Origin of the sequence: Paludisphaera sp., assembly GCF_037189885.1 — a bacterium.
In the GTDB taxonomy this organism is placed as follows: domain Bacteria; phylum Planctomycetota; class Planctomycetia; order Isosphaerales; family Isosphaeraceae; genus Paludisphaera.
Map to the genome: position 1 here is coordinate 75,185 of NZ_JBBCIR010000006.1, position 18,492 is coordinate 93,676.

Sequence of the window (18,492 nt, forward strand, 5' to 3'; positions counted from 1 at the left end):
TCCTCCCGCGGCTTCGGCGGACGTGCCGCCGGATGCCCCCGGCCTCCGGCCCCCTTTGCAAGCTGACGACGCCCCCTCCGCCCCCGTCGGAGAAGGCGGGGGCGCGCCGGACGAGGTGGACGACCGCCGAGTCGCTCCACGCGTGGCGGCCCCGGAGACTCCCGGTCCCGCCCCCCTCCCCGGGGCTCCTTCTCTCGCGAGGAACGAAGGGGCGATCGGGGTGCCGACCGGCTGGCGCGCCGGCCCGCGCGACGCGGCCCGCGGGGCGGAGTTCGGCGCGTGGCTCTCGGCCCTGTTCACCGCCCCCTCCGCGGGCGCCATGGTCGGCGGGTCGCTCGGGATGTTGCTCCACGCCGGATTCGACTGGGGGTCGCTCATGGGGCTGATCGTCTTCGCCGGCCGCTGGGCCGGGATCGCCCTGACGTGGGGCGTCCTCTTCGCCGTGCCGGCCGGGGCGGTCGCGTGGCTGTATCGCGGGATCGCCAGGCGGCTGGGGCGGCCGGAGCCCGACCAACCGACGCGCCGTCGCCGACGACGCCGCCGGTGGGGCGTCGCCGGCGCCCTGGGGTTGGTGGGGTTGGTCGCCGGCGCGGTGGCCGGGAACTACCTGATCCGGACGTCGATCCGGAGCGCCGAGGAGGCCGTCGCGGAGACCGACGCGATCGACCCCGACTGGCGGCTCGACGACCTGCTCGCGGCCCGCGACGAGGTGCCCGATGAAGAGAATTCCGCCCTGGTCGCCGCCGCCGCGGTGGCCCTCCTCGACGAATCGTGGCCGCCGGAGGCCCTCGAGGGGGAGCCGGGGCCCGACGTCCGCGAGATCCTCGGGGAAGCCGCGACGCTCGGCGAGTTCGACGATTCCCGACGCCTGGACGACGCGAGCCTCGCCGCGATCGTCGCGTCGCTGGAGGAGCAGGCCGAGGCCCTCGAACTGGCCCGGACCCTGGCCGACTACGATCGGGGTCGGCACGAATATGAGATCGGGCCGGCGGTCATCGACACCCTCCTCCCCGAGACCCAGAACGTCCGCGGCGTCGCCCGCCTGCTGAACGCCGACGTCATCGTCGCGGCCCACGACGGCGGGCCCGACGACGCGCTCGCGTCCTGCCGCGCGATGATCGCCGCCGGCCGGTCCATCGGCGACGAGCCGTTCGCCATCGGCCAGCTCGTGCGGATCGCCATCGGTTCCACGGCCTCCCGGGCCGCGCGCCGCGCGCTGGGCCTGGGCGAGCCCTCGGACCAGGCCCTGGCCGCACTCCAGGATCTCGCCCTGGACGAGCGCCACCAACCCCGCGTCCGGTGGGGCCTACGCGGCGAACGCGCGATCCTCGCCGAGATCATCCGACGAATCGCGGAAGGGGAGATGCCGATCTCGGCCCTCTCCGAAGGAGGGGCCGCATCGGCGACACCGGGCGGCGGGGTGAGCGGGATGCTCGTGGCGGGGGGTTGGTATCAGTATGCCGTGGCGCTCCGATGGTGCAACGAGCTGATCGCCATCCTCGACCTCCCGGAGCACGAGTGGCCCGCGGCCGTCGCGAGGTGGGACGCCAGGAACCAGTCCGTCAAGAACTCGCGGCTGGGGATGGCGACCTCGACGCTCCCCCTCCTGCTCATGCCGGCGGTCTCCGCTTTCATCACCGCCGAGATGCGCATCCGCGCCGACCTCGGCTCGCTGGTCGTCCTCCTCGCCGCCGAGCGCCACCGCCGGGCGACCGGGCGATGGCCGGCGTCGGCGGAGGAGATCGGCCCCGAGATCCTCCCGGCTCCGCCCCTCGACCCCTACACCGGCGAACCGTTCCGCGTGGCCCACGTCGACGGCCGCCTGCGCGTCTACTCGCTCGGCCCCAATCTCGAGGACGAGGGCGGAGCCTACGATCCCAGGAAGGCGGCCGAGGCCCACGTCGAGGACGACGTCGGCACATACGCCTACGATCCCGAGCTTCGCGGGCGGCCGGCGGTGGAGGAGGAGGCCCCATGAGCCAGGCCGAGCCCGCGACCCGACCGTCCCGTTTCCGCCGCGTCATGCGATGGGCGAGGATCGCGGCGGTGGTCCTGGCCGTAGGGACGCCCTTCTGGGTGGTGTACCGGATGGGGGCCCGCCGGTCGGCGGCGATCGCCGCGGCCGACCGCCACGACCCGAATTGGCGGCTGGCCGACCTGCTGGCGGCCCGCGAGCCCGTCCCTGACGTCGAGAACGGCGCGATCCCCGTCGCCGAGGCCGCCGCGACGCTCCCCGACCCCTACCCCCCCGAGGAGGAGGCCGAGCAAGCGGATGAGGGGCCCTCCCTCAAGGCCGCGTTCGATCGCGCGACCGCGGCCAGGGGCCCGGACCGGCTCGACGACGAGACGCTGGCCGTCCTCCGCGCCGAGCTGGCCGCCCGCGCCGACGCCCTGGCCGTCGCCCGCCGGGCGGCAGATTTCGAACGGGGGTGGCACGCGGTCTCCATCGCCCCGAACGTCTGGGACACGAAATACATCGAGGCCGAGGCCTTCCGCCGCGTCGCGCGATTGTTGCGGATCGACGCGGTCGTCGCCGCCCACGACGGCAGGCCCGACGACGCGATCGCCGCCTCCCGGTCGATGCTCGGCGTCCACCGCGCGACTGGGGACATACCCGGACTGATCCCGCAACTCAAGCGAGCGGCCATCGACCACTCGGCGGTCGACGCGATCGTCGCGACGCTGGCGTGGGGCGAGCCCTCGGCCGACGTCCTCGCCAGGGCCCAGCGCGACATCATGACCGCGCTCGCCGAGCCGATCGAGCGTCACGTCCTCCGCGGCGAGCGCGCCCTCTCCTTCGAGTGGTTCGAGCGATTGAAGGCCGACCCCAACCTGATCAACCCCGACAAGCCCATCCCCCGTCTCGTCCACGTGTTCTGGTTGCCGTTCCTGGCCTGGCAGCAGGTCTTGTTGCTGGAGTGGTGGAACGAGCTGGCGGCGATCCCCGAGCGTCCGACGCCCGAGTGGCTCCCCGCCATCAAGGCGTGGCGGGCACGGCTGGAGGCCGGCAAGGCGTCGAAAGTCGGTTTGGGCTCCGGGCTTCTCGCCTTCCTCCACGCGCCTTCGGGGGACGTCTCGCTCGGCACCTTCCTGGACCGTCGGGCATGCCTCGGGGCCGCCACCGTCCTCCTCGCCGCGGAGCGCCAGCGCCAGGCGACGGGCAAATGGCCGGCCTCGATCGCGGACATCGACGCCGAGATCCTCCCCGCCCCTCCCCTCGACCCCTACACCGGGGCGCCCTTCCGCCTGGAGTACTCCGAGGGTCGCCTGCGCGTCTACTCGGTGGGCGCGAACCTCCGGGATGAACGTGGGGCCCATGACTACAAGAAGGCGACCAAGGCCCAAGTCGAGGACGACGTCGGCGCCTACGCCCACGACCCCGAGCTTCGCGGGCGACCGGCGATCGAGGGCGAACCGCCGGCTTCCTGAGCGAGCGTCCAGCCGCCTTAGGTGGCCCGTCCGACGCGATGCGCCGGGAGGCGGAGGAGGGCTCACGAGTTGGCTTCGTTCGCGCGCCGGCGTCCCGACTTGCAACGCCCTAAACCCATTCGCGTCATGAAACTTGCGACCGAATCAAGTTGGCTTCGTTCGTCGTCTTCGAAGTGGTTTTCTCGACCGGAGAACGTGGAACGCGTGTCTCCTTTCCCGCCGGGAGAGGGAGGCTCGGGGGGCCGGACGAGGGTCGTCAGGCCATAGGGATAGCGACGGTCCACGGTTCGCCCGGTCGGCGCTTTTCCCAGGACGGTCTCGGATTCTGGGGACCATCATCACGGCATTTTCCCCTCGCGAGGGAAGGTGGCCCGAAGGGCCGGATGAGGGGGAAGCCAAGCAGGCTGAGCGCCGGGATTCGCGACGGCCGGTCGAGCCTTTGACGGCTCCGTCGGCACTCGTGCTCGTCATCCCCCTCTCCCGCCTCCTTCGGAGTCTGTCCTCCCCCGCGAGGGGGGAAGGCGTCGGATCGTGACCATTCGGGATAGGGGACGGAATCGGGCCGACGGCCCTTTGCTCGCGCGACGCGCGCATTATTGAAGGCTATCAGGTCCGCTCGCCCCTTCACTGCTTCCGGATTGCCAAGGAGCGCCCTCATCAAACACCCGCATGGTCCGCGGCGGGCTCGGCGTGATTTCAGGTTTCTCGGAATTATCTCCGGACGCTCGCCCCTTCCCGGGTCGGCCCTTTACTCCGAGGCCCAGCGGATGTATCTTTGACCTAGAGGTAAAGATTTCGATCGGAAGTCTCAATCGACGAGACCCGGGGCGGGCCGTCGTCCGGCGACGTGGCCGGCGGGCTCGCCCCGGGCGACGTCGCGCGAGCGGGAGCCCGACGGCGATCGTCGGGCGAATGTCATGGCCCTCATACCACTGCCCGTCTTCAACGGCCCTCCGACCGACGACGCCGGACTCTCGGCGGAGACGATGATCCCGGACCTGCTCCGGAGGCGTCCCGAGGCGCGCGCCGTGCTCGACCGTTACGGCCTGCGCGGCTGCGGCGGGCCGGACGGGCCGTACGAGACTCTGGGGTTCTTCGCCAGGGCGCACGGCGTCGACCAGGGCCGGCTGCTCCGCGAGCTGGCCGAGGCGCTCGGCCGCGGCGAGGTGGTGATGGGAGCGTCGCGCGACGAGACGACGCTGCTGGCCGACACGATCTATCGCCGCTTCTTCCTCGGCGGGATCGTCATCGCGCTGACGGCGGGCGCCACCTGGGGCGCGTGGCTGCTCTGGCGGATCGGCCTGAGCGGGACGTTCCTGGTCAACCCGCTCCAGACCGTCAACGCGCACGGCATGGCGCAGATCTCCGGCTGGATGGGCCTGTTCATCATGGGCTTCGCCTGCCAGGCGTTCCCGAGGATCTGGCACGCGAGCCTGGCGGCGCCCCGCTTGGCCGCGGCGGTCTTCGCCATGATGGTCGGCGGGATCGTCGCGCAGGCCGTGGGGATGCTCGCGCCGTCGGTCCCCCTGGCGATGCTCGGCGCGGGGCTGCAATTGGTCGCGGTGGCGGCCTTCTCCGCGCAGATCGCGACGACCTATCGCCGATCCGAGGCGCGGTTCGAGCCCTACATCGCCTTCATCATGGCGGCGCTGGGGTGGTTCCTGGCCTCGACGGTCATGAGCGGCTGGCACACCTGGACCACGATGACGGCGGAAGGCGAGGCGGCCCAGGTCTGGTACGTCGCGACCTACCAATTCCCGCTGCGCGACCTCCAGGTCCACGGCCTGGCGCTGTTCATGATCCTGGGCGTCTCGATCCGCTTCATCCCCGCGCTCTTCGGGGCGCCGAAGGTGGACGACCGTCGGGCGTGGGGGGCGTTCGGCATCCTGGTCGCGGCGGTGCTGGCCGAGGTGGGGATCTTCCTGGCGTACCGCTGGACCGGCGACCACGCGATCGCGAGATTGCTGCCTGTCTCCTGGGCGATGCTGGCGATCGGCTCGGCGATGGTGGTCGTCCCCTGGCGGCCCTGGCGGCCGTTCCCGGAGACCGACCGGGTGGCGAAGTTCGTGCGCACGGCCTACGGCTGGCTGGCGATCTCGCTGGCGATGCTCCTCCTGCTCCCCGCCTATGCGGCGGCCAGCGGCATCCCGTTCAGCCACGCCTATTACGGGGCGATCCGGCACGCGGTCACGGTCGGGTTCGTCAGCCAGATGATCATGGGATTCGCCGCGAAGGTCGTCCCGACGCTCAACGGCGTGGACCCGCGCAGGCTGACGAGGCTGTGGGGGCCGTACCTGCTGATCAACGCCGGCTGCGCCCTGCGGGTGACCTCGCAGACGCTGACCGACTGGGCCGCGCCCGCCTACGCCGTCATCGGCCTGAGCGGGACGATGGAGGTCGTCGCGCTGGCGTGGTGGGGCGCCGGGCTGGCCTCGCTGATGCTCCGCGGCGTCGGTGCCGCCGAGGAGGGGATCGGCCCCGCCCCCGAGCGGATCGCCGGCGACCACCATCCGGCCGACGTCCTCGACTGGTTCCCCGAGACCGCGCCGGTCTTCGACCGCTTCGGCCTCGACGGCCTCCGCCGCCCGATCCTCCGCCGCACCGTCGGCCGTCGCGCGACCCTGGCGCAAGCGGCCCGGATGCGGGGGATCGCGCTGGAGGAGCTGACCGGGGCGCTGAACGAGGCCCGGCGCTGAGGTGAATGCCGGGTTCTGTCGGGAACCCGGCAAGGAAGTCGGCGAGGAGTCCCCCCCTTCTCCCCTCGTGGGAGAAGGTGGCCGAAGGCCGGATGAGGGGGCGACCGGCCCCGCGTCCCCCGGCCAGCGAGGGGCTCCCCGCCGACGCCTCCCGGTCGCGCGCCCCCTCATCCGCCCCTTCGGGGCACCTTCCCCCACGAGGGAGAAGGGGGGACTCGTAACTCGCCGGCGAGGGCTTCTTCGGGGCGGGAAGGCCGGCCATGGAGATGTCGTCCCCCTCGCGGAGGACGCGAGCGAAAGACGTGGTCCACCTCGCTCACCGCGCCGCCTCGTCCTCGCCGAAGAACGGGAAGATGCGCAGGAGATCGGCGCGGTCGGGCTGGCGGCCGTACTCGCAGACCTGGAACGCCTCGGCGGCGCGGACGGCGCGGCCGCGCTCGGGGCCCAGGAGTTCCACCAGCTTGTCGCGGAAGCGGTCGGCGGGGGCGCTGTAACGCTTGAGCACCTGCTCGCGAAACCATGTTTTGCGCGCGTCGGGATCCTCCGGGATGTCGTCGGCGTAGCCCTCGATCCAGGGGAGCCACTCGAAGAACTGGGACTCCATCTCGGCGAGGGCGTCGACCTTTCGGTCCAGCACCGAATCGATCGGGACGACGACGTCGGCGCGGAAGGAGTTGGGCTGCTGGAAGCGGTCGGCGGTGTAGAGGAAGACGGGGTTCTTCCGCAGGGCCGGCGTGTCCGGGCAGAAGTTCGGGACGGCCACCATGTAGGCGGTGTCCTGCACCAGGACGCCCGTGTAGCGGTGGTCGGGGTGGTAGTCGTTGGGCCTCGGGGCGATGACCACGTCGGCCTTCCATTCGCGGATCGCGCGGGTCACGGCCTTGCGGTTCTCCAGCGTGGGCAGCAGTTCGCCGTCGTGGTTGTCGAACGTCTCGGTCTCCACGCCCAGGATCCTCGCCGCGCGGGCGGATTCCTCCCGGCGTCGCCGCGCGAGCGGGCCGCCGGACATCTCGTGGTGGCCGATGTCGCCGTTGGTCAGGCTGACGAACTTGACGGCAAAGCCCGCCTCGATCCAGCGCATGGCGGTTCCGCCGGCGGACAGCTCGCAGTCGTCGGGGTGGGCTCCGAAGACGATGATCCGGAGGGGCTCGGGGCTCGGCATGGTCTCTCCGCCCCGCGTCGGCGCGGGGTGCGTGAAGGTCAGGGAGGCGCAGGCCAGCGCCAGCGCCGAGATGGCGGCCGACGCGAGGGGGTGCCGGCCTTCGAGGGGGCGGATCATGGGGGTGACTCCTTGGGGGGATGGGCCGGACTCGCGGGGCCGCCGCGACGCCAGCGTACCGCCGCGCGGTTCGCGATGCGACGGCGTCCCGGCCGCGGCTTGCCCGGCGTCGAACGGGGGCCGTACAATCAGAGCATGAGAGACCAACCGCCCGGACGGCCCGGCCTCGCCCACTCGCGATCCCTGATCGTCGCGCTGATGCTCGGGGCGGCGGTCGCGCGCTCCTCGGGCGCGGAGCCGACCGGCCCGGATCGGCTGGTCCGTCCCGGCGCGCCGGCGGTCGAGGGGCGGCTGCGGCTCGACCCGACGTCCGGCCTCCGGTTCGAGCCGACGGCGGGGGGGATGACCCCCGCGGGGCCCGGCGCCGTGGTGGAATTCACCCCGAGCCCCGCGCGCGGGCCCGCGGTCCCGCCCATGTTCCGCGCCGCCATGGGCGAGTCCGGGCGCGTCTCCGGCACGCTGACCGAGATCGACGAGGGGTCGGTCAGCCTCTCCGTCCCGTGGCAGTCCGCGCCGGTCGTCGCTCGCCGGCCGGGGATCCAGTCGCTGACGCAGCGTCGGGGGGAGGTCCGCGTCCTGGACGACCGCTTCGACGCGCTCGACCCGGCGTGGGACGTCGCCGGCGGGCCTCGCGTCGTGGTCGAGGACGGGGAATCGGCCTTGCTCCTCCCCGCCGCCGGCTCGTCCATCGAGCGCCGGTTCGACCCGCCCATCGAGGCCGGGCGCGTGGAGTTGAGCTTCCGAGACGACGGCCGGGTCCACCCCGGCCGCTCGTGGTCCCTGGCCCTGACGTTCCGGGCCGCCGGCCGCCCGGCGGTGGCGCGGGTGCTGCTGGGCTGGGCCGAGGAGAGCCTGGCCGTGGAGTCGCCCGACGGCCCCTCCCTGGCCGTCCAGCGCCTGGCGCGCGGCGACGGCTGGCGCCGGGCGACCGTCCGCTTCGACGCGCGTCGGACGGAGATCGCGATCGACGGCCAGGCCCTCGCCCACGGCCGCGGCCCCGAGGGCCCGCTCGAATCGATCCGGATCGCCGTCGAGGGCGCGGGGGACGGCGGCCCCGACGGGCTCGTCGCCGCGACACAGGTCGTCCGGTTCGCGTCCGTCCCCTCCGACCCGGAGGTCGACCCCGCCCAGGACGAGGCCCGGCTGGCGGTGGGCGATCAGCTCTTCGGCGCGATCCTCCGCGGCGACCGCGACCGCGTGGAGATGACCGTGGACGGCCGACCGGCCGCGATCGCCTGGAAGGACCTCGCCGGGCTGCACTTCCGCCGCGACCCCGCCGCCGGCGACCCGATCGCCGGCGCGCTCGCGCGGGTCGAGTGGGAGCCCGGCGACGGGCGCGACCGCGAGCCCGACTTCGCCGAGGGCGCCGTCACCTCCCTGACCGACGACGCCCTGACCCTCCAGACCTCCTACGCCGGGACGCTGACCATCCCCCGCGATCGGCTGGCCCGCCTGACGGTCCTGGAGCCGGGCGTCCGCCTCGTGATCGACCCCTGCTCGCACCACCTGGGCGACGAGATCTCCGGCCCATCGTCCGTCCCGCCGCTCGACCCGCCGATGTACGAGGGGGGCGTGCTGGAGCGGGCGTTCGAGGTCCCGGCCGACGCCCCGGCCGTCGGCCCCGCGTCGATCGTCCTGGACGTCGTCGGCGTCGTCGGCGAGGCGACCGGGCTGATGTTCTCCGACATGGTCCGGCGCGGGGAGCTGAAGACCTACGTCGTCCTCGACGGCAAGCGGATCGATTACATCAACCGCCACATCGAGGACGCCAACGAATCCACGCGCCGGATCCGCGTCCCCGTCCCGGCCGACGCCCTGGGCCCCGGCCGCCACGTCCTGCGCCTGGAGCAGACCGGGGACGCCCGCGACCCCAACGCCTTCGACGACCTGGGCGTCCTCGCCTTGGCCGTCGAGTTCAATCCCCCCGCCCCCCGTCCCTGACCCGTCCCCTCGCCCGGCCCGAGTCCCGACGCCGCCATGAACACGCTCACCCGCAGCATGGTCCGACACGCCCACGCCATCGCCCGAGAGGTCGGCGCGAGGGTCGTGCTGCTCCACGCCGACGTGGTCGAGGAGGACGCCGACCTGCGGTCGCTGATCGACGACGTGAACTTCCGGATCATCCTGGTCTCCCGGCGTTGCGACTTCACCGCGCCCGAGGAGCTGAAGGACATCTGCCGCGTCGTGCAGCTCCCGGACATCGCCATGACCCGCGGCGGCCAGGTGAAGGTGGCGACCCTGGTGGCCGCGGCCGAGGGGCTCGTCCAGGCGGGCGACCGCCTCCTCTGCCTGACGGGCATCGACCGGTCCGGCTCCATGGATACGATCATGGTGCTGGACATGGGGACCGAGATCGAGCTGTTCTCCGCCGGCGCCGCCGACCCCCTCCCCGCCGACGTCAGCCCCGCCGTCTTCGAGCGCGTGCTGAACGTCGCCGGCGAGCTGGGCATCGAGGGGCGCGAGGGCCGCCCCGTCGGCGCCCTCTTCGTCGTCGGCGACTGCGACACCGTCCTGGACCAGAGCCATCAACTGGTGTTCAACCCCTTCCACGGCTACCCGGAGGAGGAGCGGAACATCCTCGACCCCCGGCTGGAGGAGACGATCAAGGAGTACTCCGCCATCGACGGCGCCTACGTCGTCCGGGGCGACGGCGTGGTCCTCTGCGCGGCGCGCTACCTGGCACCCCGCGCCAAGCTGGAGGAGCCGCTCCCCCAGGGCCTCGGCACCCGGCACGAGGCCGCCGCGGCGATCACCGTCACGACCGACGCCCTCTCGGTCTGCATCTCCCAGTCCACCGGCACCGTCTCCATCTTCCGCCGGGGCAAGCTGATCCTCGACATCCAGAAGCCCCGCGGGCGCAGCCCGGACGGACTGTGACCGGGAGGCGGGTCAGGCGTCGCGGCGCGCCCGCGGGCGCTTCTCCGGCTGGCAGGCCGGGCAGAGGTAGGTCGGGCGGCCGATCAGGCCGGGGATCTTCGTCTTGAGGATCGGGGCCCCGCAGCCCTTGCAGGGCCGGCCCGCGCGGCCGTACATGGAATTGACGGCCAGGAAGCCCCCCTCCAGGCCCAGGACGGTGCGATAGCCGGCGTCGAAGCTGGCGCCCTCGGCCTCGATCGCCCGCGTCAGGACCGGCCGGATCGCCGCGTGCAGGCGATCGACCTCCGCCGGCCTCAGCTCGGCCGAGACCCGCGTCGGGTGCAGCCGGGATTCGAACAGGATCTCGTCCGCGTAGATGTTGCCGATCCCCGCCAGCACCTTCTGATCCATCAGCGCCGGCTTGACGGCGCGCCGGGTCCGCTTCAGCCGGGCGGCCAGGTCGTCGCGGCCGATCGCCAGCGCGTCGGGGCCGTGCGCGCGGGCGAAGGCGGCGTCGGCCTGCTCGGGGCCGTCGAACCAGAGGATGCGGCCCAGCCGGCGCGCGTCGCAGAACCAGATGGAAGCGTCGGGGCTCGCCAGCCGGAACGTCAGGCGCACGTGCCCCGGCCGGTCGGGTTCGACGAGCCGAAACCCTCCAGTCATCCGGGGCTGAATGACGATCAAACCCGCGTCGGCAAGCTCGACCACGACCCACTTGCCCCGGCGACCCACCCCGGACACGACCGCCCCGACGCAACGCGCCGCCAGCTCCTCCGACGTGCAGCCCAGCAGCATCGACGGGTCGTGGAGCTCCGCCGACGCCAGGCGACGCCCCTCGAGCGCCGGCCGCAGCCCGCGGACCATCGTCTCGACCTCGGGGAGTTCCGGCATCGACGCCTCGCGAGTTTATTTAAGAGTGACGAGGAGGGGGCGGGCGGCGAGGCCCGCCCCCATTGTACGGGGCGGGGGGCTAGCGGTGAAGTGATGGAACCTGACCGAGAAACCGTCAAAATCCGTCATGGATAATGAAGGCCCTTGACGGCGGCCCGGCCATGTCGGAAACTTTCTTCCAGTGATCGTGCGAGAAACCCATCAGGGCGGGTCGACCATGCTCCCCGAGACCCGACGCCGACGCCTCCGCGAGCTGATCTCCAGGCAGGGCTACGCCACGCTCGACGAGCTCGTCAGGACGCTGAACGTCTCGGAGAGCACCGTGCGGCGGGACCTGGAGGCGCTGGACCTGTCCGGCGTCGTCCGGCGGACCCACGGCGGGGCGGTGGCCCCGGGCTCGACGGAGCCGCGAGGCGGGCTGCCGGCGTTCGACGACCGCACCCACACGGCGATGGCCGAGAAGCGGGCGATCGGCGAGGCGACCGCGGCGCTGGTCGGGGACGGGGACTCGATCCTGCTGGACGGCGGCACGACGACGCTGGAGGTGGCGAGGGCGCTGCTGGCGAGGGACATCCACGTCCAGGTGGTGACCAACAGCCTGCCGATCGCCCAGCTGGTGGCGTCGAGCCCCCGGACGGACCTGATCCTGATCGGCGGCTACGTCTACCCCCGGACGGGCGTCGCGCTGGGCCCCCTGGCGATCGCGATGATGCGGGAGATCCGCGTGCGGGTGGCGATCCTGGGGGCGGGGGGGATCATGGCCGACGGCGTGTACAACTCCAACCTCCTGCTGGTGGAGACCGAGCGTCGGATGATGGCGTGCGGGCAGGAGGTCGTCATCGCGGCCGACCGGACCAAGTTCGGCCGCACGGCGCTGGCGAAGCTCTGCGACTGGGGCGAGGTGACGCGGCTGGTCTGCGACGCCGGGACCCCGGAGGCCCAGCGGGCGATGGTCGAGGCGGCCGGCGTGATCGTCCACGCGGCCGGGGCGACCCCGAACAACGGCGCGACGGACCCCAGGGGCGAACCGACCGACGAGAGGACCGAGGCATGAGCGCGACGGCGACCCGCGACCAGATCGAGAACATGGTGAGGTCGATCCTCCTCAAGAGCATGGGATCGCCCCCCGCCCCGGCCCCGACGAACGGGCGCGGGAACGGCAAGGCCGGCGGCCCGCCGAAGGTGATCGTGAACATCTCGGCCCGGCACTGCCACCTGACGCAGGAGGACGTGGACGTCCTCTTCGGCAAGGGGCACCAGCTCACGCCGATGAAGCGGCTGTACCAGGACACCGACTTCGCCGCCGAGGAGACCGTGGCGGTGGTCGGCCCCCGCCAGCGGATGATCCCGGGCGTGCGGATCCTGGGCCCCTGCCGCAAGTTCAGCCAGGTGGAGCTGGCCTTCACCGACGCCATCAGCCTGGGGATCGACGTCCCCGTGCGGCTCTCCGGCGACATCGAGGACACCCCCGGCTGCCTGCTGATCGGCCCGAAGGGCTCGCTGGTGATGCCCAAGGGCGTGATCCGGGCCGAGCGGCACGTCCACATGGGCCCGCGCGACGCCGAGTACTACGGCGTGAAGCACCTGGACCGCATGAACATGAGGGTCGAGAGCCCCTGCCCCAGCACCCTGGAGGGCCTGCTCGTGCGGACCCACCCGGACTGGAAGCTGGAGGTGCACATCGACACCGACGAGGCCAACGCGTGCGACCTGGCGCACGCCAGCAACGTGATCCTGTCGAAGGCCTGACCCGACCCGGAGGGCCGACGTCGCGGACGGATCGGCCGGCATCCCCAACCTGACCCCACCTCGGAAGGAGGGCCCCCGTGGCCTCTGCATCCCTCGAAGCGCTCGGAATGATCGAAACCAAGGGGTTCGTGGCGCTCGTCGAAGCGAGCGACGCGATGCTGAAGGCGGCGAACGTCGAGCTGGTCGGCTGGGACAAGGTCGGCAGCGGCCTGGTCACGGCGTTCGTGGCCGGCGACGTGGCGGCGGTCAAGGCGGCGGTCGACGCCGGCGCGGCGGCGGCCAGCCGGATCGGCGAGGTCGTCAGCGTCCAGGTGATCCCCCGCCCGCACGAGGACCTCGGCGGCGTCCTCTCCTTCGCCAAGGCGGCCCCCGCGGCCCCGTCCGGGCCGAAGGGCTCCGGCTCCTGAGCCGAAGGGAGTCGATCGAGATGGCCACCGTCCAGAAGCCCGCGAACCGCGGGAGCAACAGGAGCCTGGGGATGAACGGCGAGGCGCTGGGACTGATCGAGACCAAGGGGCTCGTGGGCGTGGTCGAGGCCACCGACGCGATGCTCAAGGCGGCGAACGTGACCCTGGCCGGCAAGGTCCAGGTCGGCGGTTCGTTCATCACGACGCTGGTCCGGGGCGACGTCGGCAGCGTCCGCGCCGCCGTCGAGGCCGGGGCCGAGGCCGCGAGCCGCGTGGGCGAGCTGGTCAGCGCCCACGTCATCCCCCGCCCGGACGCCGCGGTCCTCCGCACGTTCCTGGGCTGAGCCCCGGCTCCCCCCGCACAGACCGACCACCCGAACCACGGAGCCGAATCCCATGAACGGCCAAGCGCTGGGCCTCATCGAGACGATGGGCCTGGTCTGCCTGATCAACGCGGTCGACGCCATGCTCAAGGCGGCGGCCGTGGAGCTGGCCAGCCCGATCATCAAGCTCGACGGCGGCGTCGTCGCGGTGATGGTCCGGGGCGACGTCAGCAGCGTCCGCGCCGCCGTCGAGGCCGGGGCCGAGGCCGCCGCCCGCTCCGGCGACCTGCGCGCCTCCCACGTCATCCCGCGGCCCGGGGCCGCCGTCGTCCGCGCCTACCTGGGGGCCACCCGCTAAGATGAAAGTCCTCGTCGCCAACCTGGGCAGCACCAGCTTCAAGTACCGACTCTTCGACCTGGACGACCCGGCCGAGCCGGTCCTGGCCCGAGGCGCGATCGACCGCATCGGCTCCCCCTCGTCCCGCGTCGCCTGCAAGACGGCCCGGGGCGAGGTCGAGACGACGCGGACGGTCGCCGACCACGGCGACGCGGTCCAGATCTGCCTCGACCAGCTCGTCGACCCGGAGATCGGCGTCCTCGCCGACCCCTCGGAGGTCTCGGCGATCGGGTTCAAGGCGGTCCACGCCCGCAACCTGACCGGCGTCCAGCTCGTCGACGAGGCGGTCCTGCGGGCGATGGAGGCGTACAACGACGTCGCCCCCGCGCACAACCCCCCCTACGTCAAGGCGATGCGGGGCCTGCGGGAGCGGTTCCCGGATCTCCCGCTGGTCGCCGCGTACGAGACCGGCTTCCACCGGACCATCCCGGAGGCCTCCCAGCGCTACGCCATCCCCGAGGAGTGGTCGACCACCCTGGGGATCCGCCGCTGGGGCTTCCACGGCGCGAGCCACCGCTACATCTCCTGGCGGATCGCCGAGCTGCTGGGCCGCGACGACCTCAAGGTGATCTCGTGCCACCTGGGGGGCAGCTCGTCCCTGACCGCGATCCGCGACGGCGTCTCGGTGGGCTGCAGCCTGGGCATGAGCCCGCAGAGCGGGCTGCCGCAGAACAACCGCGCCGGCGACTTCGACGTGTTCGCCATCCCGGCCATCATGCGGGAGACCGGCCTGGGCCTGGAGGAGATCCTGGCGACCCTGGCCGACAAGTCCGGCCTGCTGGGGATCTGCGGCAAGAACGACGTCCGCGACGTGGAGGCCGCCGCCTCCGCCGGCGACGTCTCCGCCCAGCTCGCGCTCGACGTCTTCATCGCGGCCATCCGCCACTACCTGGGGGCCTACCTCCTGGAGCTGAACGGGGCCGACGCGATCGTCTTCACGGGCGGCATCGGCGAGAACTCCTCGCTGATCCGGTCGAAGACGCTGGCGGACCTCGACTGGTTCGGGATCGAGCTGGACCCGGCGCTCAACGCCGCCGGCCCCGCCGAGCGCCGGATCTCCTCCGAGAAGTCGCGCGTCCAGATCTGGACCGTGCCGACCAACGAGGAGCTGGTGGTCGCCCGCCAGTCGAAGGAGCTGCTGACGTCCGGCCAGCCGGGCGGCGCCTGACGACCGGCCCGACCCCGAACCCCACCCCCAACCCACGGGACCCCTAGCCGATGTTCCTGGCCCGCGTGACGGGGAGCCTGGTGGCGACCCAGAAGGTCGCCTCGATGACCGGCCGCAAGCTCCTGATCGTCGAGCCCTACCGGGTGGACGAGAAGGAGGCCGACCGCCTGGTCCCCACCGGGCGCACCTTCGTCGTCGTCGACTCGCTGGGGGCGGGCGTCGGCGAGATGGTGCTCGTCTGCCAGGGCTCCAGCGCCCGCCTCACGCCCGAGACCGAGAAGCTCCCCATCGACGCCGTGGTCATCGGCCTGGTCGACACCGTCGACGTCCGTGGCCGCGTCGTCTTCTCGGCCCGCGACGAGGGCTGACCCCCTCCCCGAATCAAGACCGCCGCTTGGACCTCGACCCAGCCCAGGAAACCCGGTGTCCGTCATGCAAACCACAGAAGATCTGATCCGAAACGTGGTCCAGCAGGTCCTCACCCAGATGGGGACCGGCGGGGCGCCGACCAACGGCAACGGCAACGGCTCCGTCGCGGCGAAGGCCCCGTCGGGCGGCGACCTCGGCGTCTTCTCGACGGTCGAGGGCGCCACGACGGCCGCCGAGTCCGCCTTCAAGGCCTTCCGCGACCGCCCGCTGGAGGACCGCCGGAAGGCGATCGCCGTCATCCGGAAGATCTGCGTCGAGCAGGCCGACGAGCTGGGCCGGCTGGAGCTGGAAGAGACCAAGATCGGCCGGCTCGATCACAAGATCGCCAAGCTGAGGGGCTCGATCCCGGCGATCCCCGGCGTGGAGTACCTCCGCACCGACAACGCCACCGGCGACGACGGCGTCACGTTCACCGACTACACGCCCTTCGGCGTCATCGGCTCGATCACGCCGGTCACGCACAGCCTGCCGACCCTCGCCGCCAACGCCATCAACATGCTGGCCGCCGGCAACACGGTCGTCTTCAACGCCCACCCCTCCGGCCGCGCCATCGCGGCGCTGGGCGTCCGGAAGTTCAACAAGGCCATCGCCGAGGCGACCGGCCTGGAGAACCTGCTGACGATCATCGACCCGCCGACGATCGAGACGGCCAACGACCTGTTCGCCAGCCCCAAGGTCCGGCTCCTCGTCGTCACCGGCGGCCCGGCCGTCGCCCGCGCGGCGCTGTCGAGCCGGCGCCGGGCGATCGTCGCCGGCCCCGGCAACCCGCCGGTCGTCGTCGACCCGACCGCCTGCCTGGACCTCGCCGCGAAGTCCATCGTCGAGGGCGCGGCGTTCGACAACAACCTGCTCTGCATCGGCGAGAAGCAGGTCTTCGCCGTCGCCTCCATCTTCGACAAGCTGATGGAGACGATGCCGAGGCATCAGGCCTTCCGCCTGACGGCCGCGCAGGTCGACTCGCTGACCAACGCCGCCTTCGAGACCGGCTCCGACGGCAAGCCGCACGTCCGCAAGGAGCTGGTGGGCAAGGACCCGGCCATCCTCGCGGCGCACGCCGGGGTGAAGATCCCCGCGACCACGCAAATCCTCTACGGCGAGACCGGGGCCGACCACCCGTTCGTCCAGGAGGAGCAGATGATGCCGTTCATCCCCTTCGTCAAGGCACCAGACGTCGACCGGGCGATCCAGTGGGCCCACGCCAGCGAGCACGGCTACGGCCACACCGCCGTCCTGCACTCGCGCGACGTGGCCGTGATGGGCAAGATGGGCCGGGTGATGGACTGCACCATCTTCGTCGTCAACGGCTCGTCCCTGTCGGGCCTCGGCGGCGCGGCGCCGCCGTCCTTCTCCATCGCCGGCCCGACCGGCGAGGGCGTGACCACCCCCCTGACCTTCACCCGCCAGCGTCGGACGGCCCTCGCCGGCGGCTTCCGGTTCGCCTGAGCCGGACCCCGGCACGGAGTAGGCCCGATGCAGCTCGGCCGCGTGGTCGCCACGGCGACCTCCACCGTCAAGCACCCGACCTTCGAGAAGGAACGGCTCCTGGTCGTCCAGCTCGAAGGGGCCGGGGGCCGGCCCGACGGCGAGCCCGTCCTGGCCTTCGACCGGCTCGGCGCCCGCAAGGGGGACCGCGTCCTGCTCACCAGCGACGGCGCCATCCTGCGGTCGATGCTCGGCCGCGACACCCCCGGACGCTGGAGCGTGATGGGCCTCCCCGACGACCTTTGACCCGAGAGAGAGAGAAGGCGGGACGATCGCGATGACGCAGGCGTGGACCGGATTCGACAGGACGCGACAGGGCACGGCCCCGGGACTCTTCCCGGCCGGCTTCGCCCCGACGCGCGCCGTCGACCCCATCCGCGCCGTCGAGGAGGCCGTCCGCGCCGTGCTCGCCGAGATGTTCGGCCCGGCGCGCGTCGCGTCGCCGACGATCGCCCGCGTCGCCACCCTCCCCCCGACGCCGTTCCAGGCGCCGACGCCGTTCCAGACGCCGACGCCGACTCAACCCGCCGTCTTCGCCGATCGCCTGTTCGGGCAGAAGCACGCCGAGGCCGTCGCGCCGGGGGCGACGATCCGCGTCGCCGCCGGGACCGTGATCACCCCCCTGGCCCGCGACCTCCTCAAGAAGAGGGGCGTCACGATCCATCTCGCCGGGGTGGCGGAGGTCGCCGCGGCGGCCCGGGGCGAGTGGGCCTTCGCGATCGAGCCCGGCCCCGGCTGGCTCGCCGCGCTGCGGCGGTCGCTGCTGGAGGACGCCGGGGGCTGGAGCGAGCTGGAGCCCGACGTCGACGCCGCGGTCGCCTGGCTGGGCGCCGGCGAGGGCCGGGGCGCGGTGCTGGTCACCGCCGACGGCCCGACGGCCGTCTGGCGCGCCTGCCAGTCGCAGGGCGTCCGCGCCGCGTTCGCCGGCGAGCCGGCCGACGTCCACCGCGCCACCGGGTCGCTGGGGGCCAACCTGATCGTGGTCGACCCGTCGGGGAAGTCGATCGCCTGGATCAAGCAGCTCGCGACCGCGTTCCGCCGGGCGGGAGCCCCGCGCGACCCGTTCGCCGGCCGGATGGGAGGGACGCCGTGAGGATCGTCGAGGTGATCGGCCGCGTGACCCTTTCGCGAGCGCACCCGAGCCTCCTGGGCGCCCGCTTCCCCATCGTCAGGCCCATGCCCCTGGCCGCGCTCCGCGACGGGGCGCCCGACCGGGGCGAGGAGCTGGTGGCCTACGACCGCCTCGGCGTCGACGTCGGCGGCCTGGTCGGGCTCAGCGAGGGGGGCGAGGCGGCCAACCCCTTCGGCAAAACGCTCACCCCGGTCGATGCCTACTGCGCGTGCCTCATCGACCGGATCTCATTCTAGGCATACAAGCGGATCTTC

General features: G+C 72.6%; 18 protein-coding genes. 16 read left to right on the plus strand and 2 right to left on the minus strand.

From position 1 onward, the window contains the following. The first annotated feature begins 220 nt into the window (after positions 1 to 220). From WG209_RS02285 to WG209_RS02295, 3 genes are all read left to right on the plus strand, one after another. Positions 221 to 1,978 (plus strand): hypothetical protein, encoded by a 1,758-nt coding sequence (locus WG209_RS02285; protein WP_337173375.1) that lies wholly within the window; start codon positions 221 to 223, stop codon positions 1,976 to 1,978. Next, positions 1,975 to 3,429, plus strand: coding sequence for a hypothetical protein (locus WG209_RS02290; protein WP_337173376.1), 1,455 nt, complete (start codon positions 1,975 to 1,977; stop codon positions 3,427 to 3,429). The genes WG209_RS02285 and WG209_RS02290 overlap by 4 nt, the downstream gene beginning before the upstream one ends. A gap of 917 nt (positions 3,430 to 4,346) precedes the next feature. After that, positions 4,347 to 6,125 (plus strand): DUF1858 domain-containing protein, encoded by a 1,779-nt coding sequence (locus tag WG209_RS02295; protein WP_337173377.1) that lies wholly within the window; start codon positions 4,347 to 4,349, stop codon positions 6,123 to 6,125. Positions 6,126 to 6,441: 316 nt separating this feature from the next. Here WG209_RS02295 and WG209_RS02300 read toward each other — a convergent pair whose 3' ends face one another. Then, positions 6,442 to 7,404: a PIG-L family deacetylase gene (locus WG209_RS02300; RefSeq protein ID WP_337173378.1), complete on the minus strand. Its 963-nt coding sequence runs from the start codon at positions 7,402 to 7,404 to the stop codon at positions 6,442 to 6,444. 135 nt (positions 7,405 to 7,539) lie between these two features. On the opposite strand from WG209_RS02300, the gene WG209_RS02305 reads away from it, so the two are divergent. Further along, the gene (locus WG209_RS02305) at positions 7,540 to 9,345 is read left to right on the plus strand and encodes a hypothetical protein (RefSeq protein ID WP_337173379.1); all 1,806 of its coding nucleotides are present in this window, start codon (positions 7,540 to 7,542) and stop codon (positions 9,343 to 9,345) included. Between the two features lie 36 nt (positions 9,346 to 9,381). Then, positions 9,382 to 10,281 carry a diadenylate cyclase gene (locus WG209_RS02310; RefSeq protein ID WP_337173380.1) on the plus strand — a complete coding sequence of 300 codons (900 nt, stop codon included), beginning with the start codon at positions 9,382 to 9,384 and terminating at the stop codon, positions 10,279 to 10,281. Positions 10,282 to 10,293: 12 nt separating this feature from the next. On the opposite strand, the gene mutM is transcribed toward WG209_RS02310, so the two are convergent. After that, complete coding sequence (mutM, locus tag WG209_RS02315; RefSeq protein ID WP_337173381.1) at positions 10,294 to 11,151, minus strand: bifunctional DNA-formamidopyrimidine glycosylase/DNA-(apurinic or apyrimidinic site) lyase; 858 nt, start codon at positions 11,149 to 11,151, stop codon at positions 10,294 to 10,296. Positions 11,152 to 11,368: 217 nt separating this feature from the next. On the opposite strand from mutM, the gene WG209_RS02320 reads away from it, so the two are divergent. From WG209_RS02320 to WG209_RS02370, 11 genes are all read left to right on the plus strand, one after another. Next, complete coding sequence (locus WG209_RS02320) at positions 11,369 to 12,205, plus strand: DeoR/GlpR family DNA-binding transcription regulator (protein ID WP_337173382.1); 837 nt, start codon at positions 11,369 to 11,371, stop codon at positions 12,203 to 12,205. Then, the gene (locus WG209_RS02325; RefSeq protein WP_337173383.1) at positions 12,202 to 12,900 is read left to right on the plus strand and encodes a phosphate propanoyltransferase; all 699 of its coding nucleotides are present in this window, start codon (positions 12,202 to 12,204) and stop codon (positions 12,898 to 12,900) included. The genes WG209_RS02320 and WG209_RS02325 overlap by 4 nt, the downstream gene beginning before the upstream one ends. Positions 12,901 to 13,007: 107 nt before the next feature. Beyond that, the gene (locus tag WG209_RS02330) at positions 13,008 to 13,307 is read left to right on the plus strand and encodes a BMC domain-containing protein (protein ID WP_337173384.1); all 300 of its coding nucleotides are present in this window, start codon (positions 13,008 to 13,010) and stop codon (positions 13,305 to 13,307) included. A gap of 20 nt (positions 13,308 to 13,327) precedes the next feature. Further along, the gene (locus WG209_RS02335) at positions 13,328 to 13,651 is read left to right on the plus strand and encodes a BMC domain-containing protein (protein WP_337173385.1); all 324 of its coding nucleotides are present in this window, start codon (positions 13,328 to 13,330) and stop codon (positions 13,649 to 13,651) included. A 52-nt stretch (positions 13,652 to 13,703) separates the two neighbouring features. Then, positions 13,704 to 13,988 (plus strand): BMC domain-containing protein, encoded by a 285-nt coding sequence (locus tag WG209_RS02340; RefSeq protein WP_337173386.1) that lies wholly within the window; start codon positions 13,704 to 13,706, stop codon positions 13,986 to 13,988. Position 13,989: 1 nt separating this feature from the next. Then, positions 13,990 to 15,195, plus strand: coding sequence for an acetate/propionate family kinase (locus WG209_RS02345; protein ID WP_337173387.1), 1,206 nt, complete (start codon positions 13,990 to 13,992; stop codon positions 15,193 to 15,195). Positions 15,196 to 15,245: 50 nt separating this feature from the next. After that, positions 15,246 to 15,563: a EutN/CcmL family microcompartment protein gene (locus tag WG209_RS02350; protein WP_337173388.1), complete on the plus strand. Its 318-nt coding sequence runs from the start codon at positions 15,246 to 15,248 to the stop codon at positions 15,561 to 15,563. Positions 15,564 to 15,627: 64 nt separating this feature from the next. Further along, a complete protein-coding gene (locus WG209_RS02355; RefSeq protein WP_337173389.1) occupies positions 15,628 to 17,067 on the plus strand; it encodes an aldehyde dehydrogenase family protein in 1,440 nt (479 codons plus the stop codon). 27 nt (positions 17,068 to 17,094) lie between these two features. Next, entirely contained in the window at positions 17,095 to 17,352 is a 258-nt protein-coding gene (locus WG209_RS02360; protein ID WP_337173390.1) for a EutN/CcmL family microcompartment protein, read from the plus strand. Positions 17,353 to 17,383: 31 nt separating this feature from the next. Further along, positions 17,384 to 18,199 (plus strand): hypothetical protein, encoded by an 816-nt coding sequence (locus WG209_RS02365; RefSeq protein ID WP_337173391.1) that lies wholly within the window; start codon positions 17,384 to 17,386, stop codon positions 18,197 to 18,199. Continuing rightward, positions 18,196 to 18,474 (plus strand): EutN/CcmL family microcompartment protein, encoded by a 279-nt coding sequence (locus WG209_RS02370; protein ID WP_337173392.1) that lies wholly within the window; start codon positions 18,196 to 18,198, stop codon positions 18,472 to 18,474. Before WG209_RS02365 ends, WG209_RS02370 begins: the two co-directional genes overlap by 4 nt. Positions 18,475 to 18,492 lie beyond the last annotated feature (18 nt).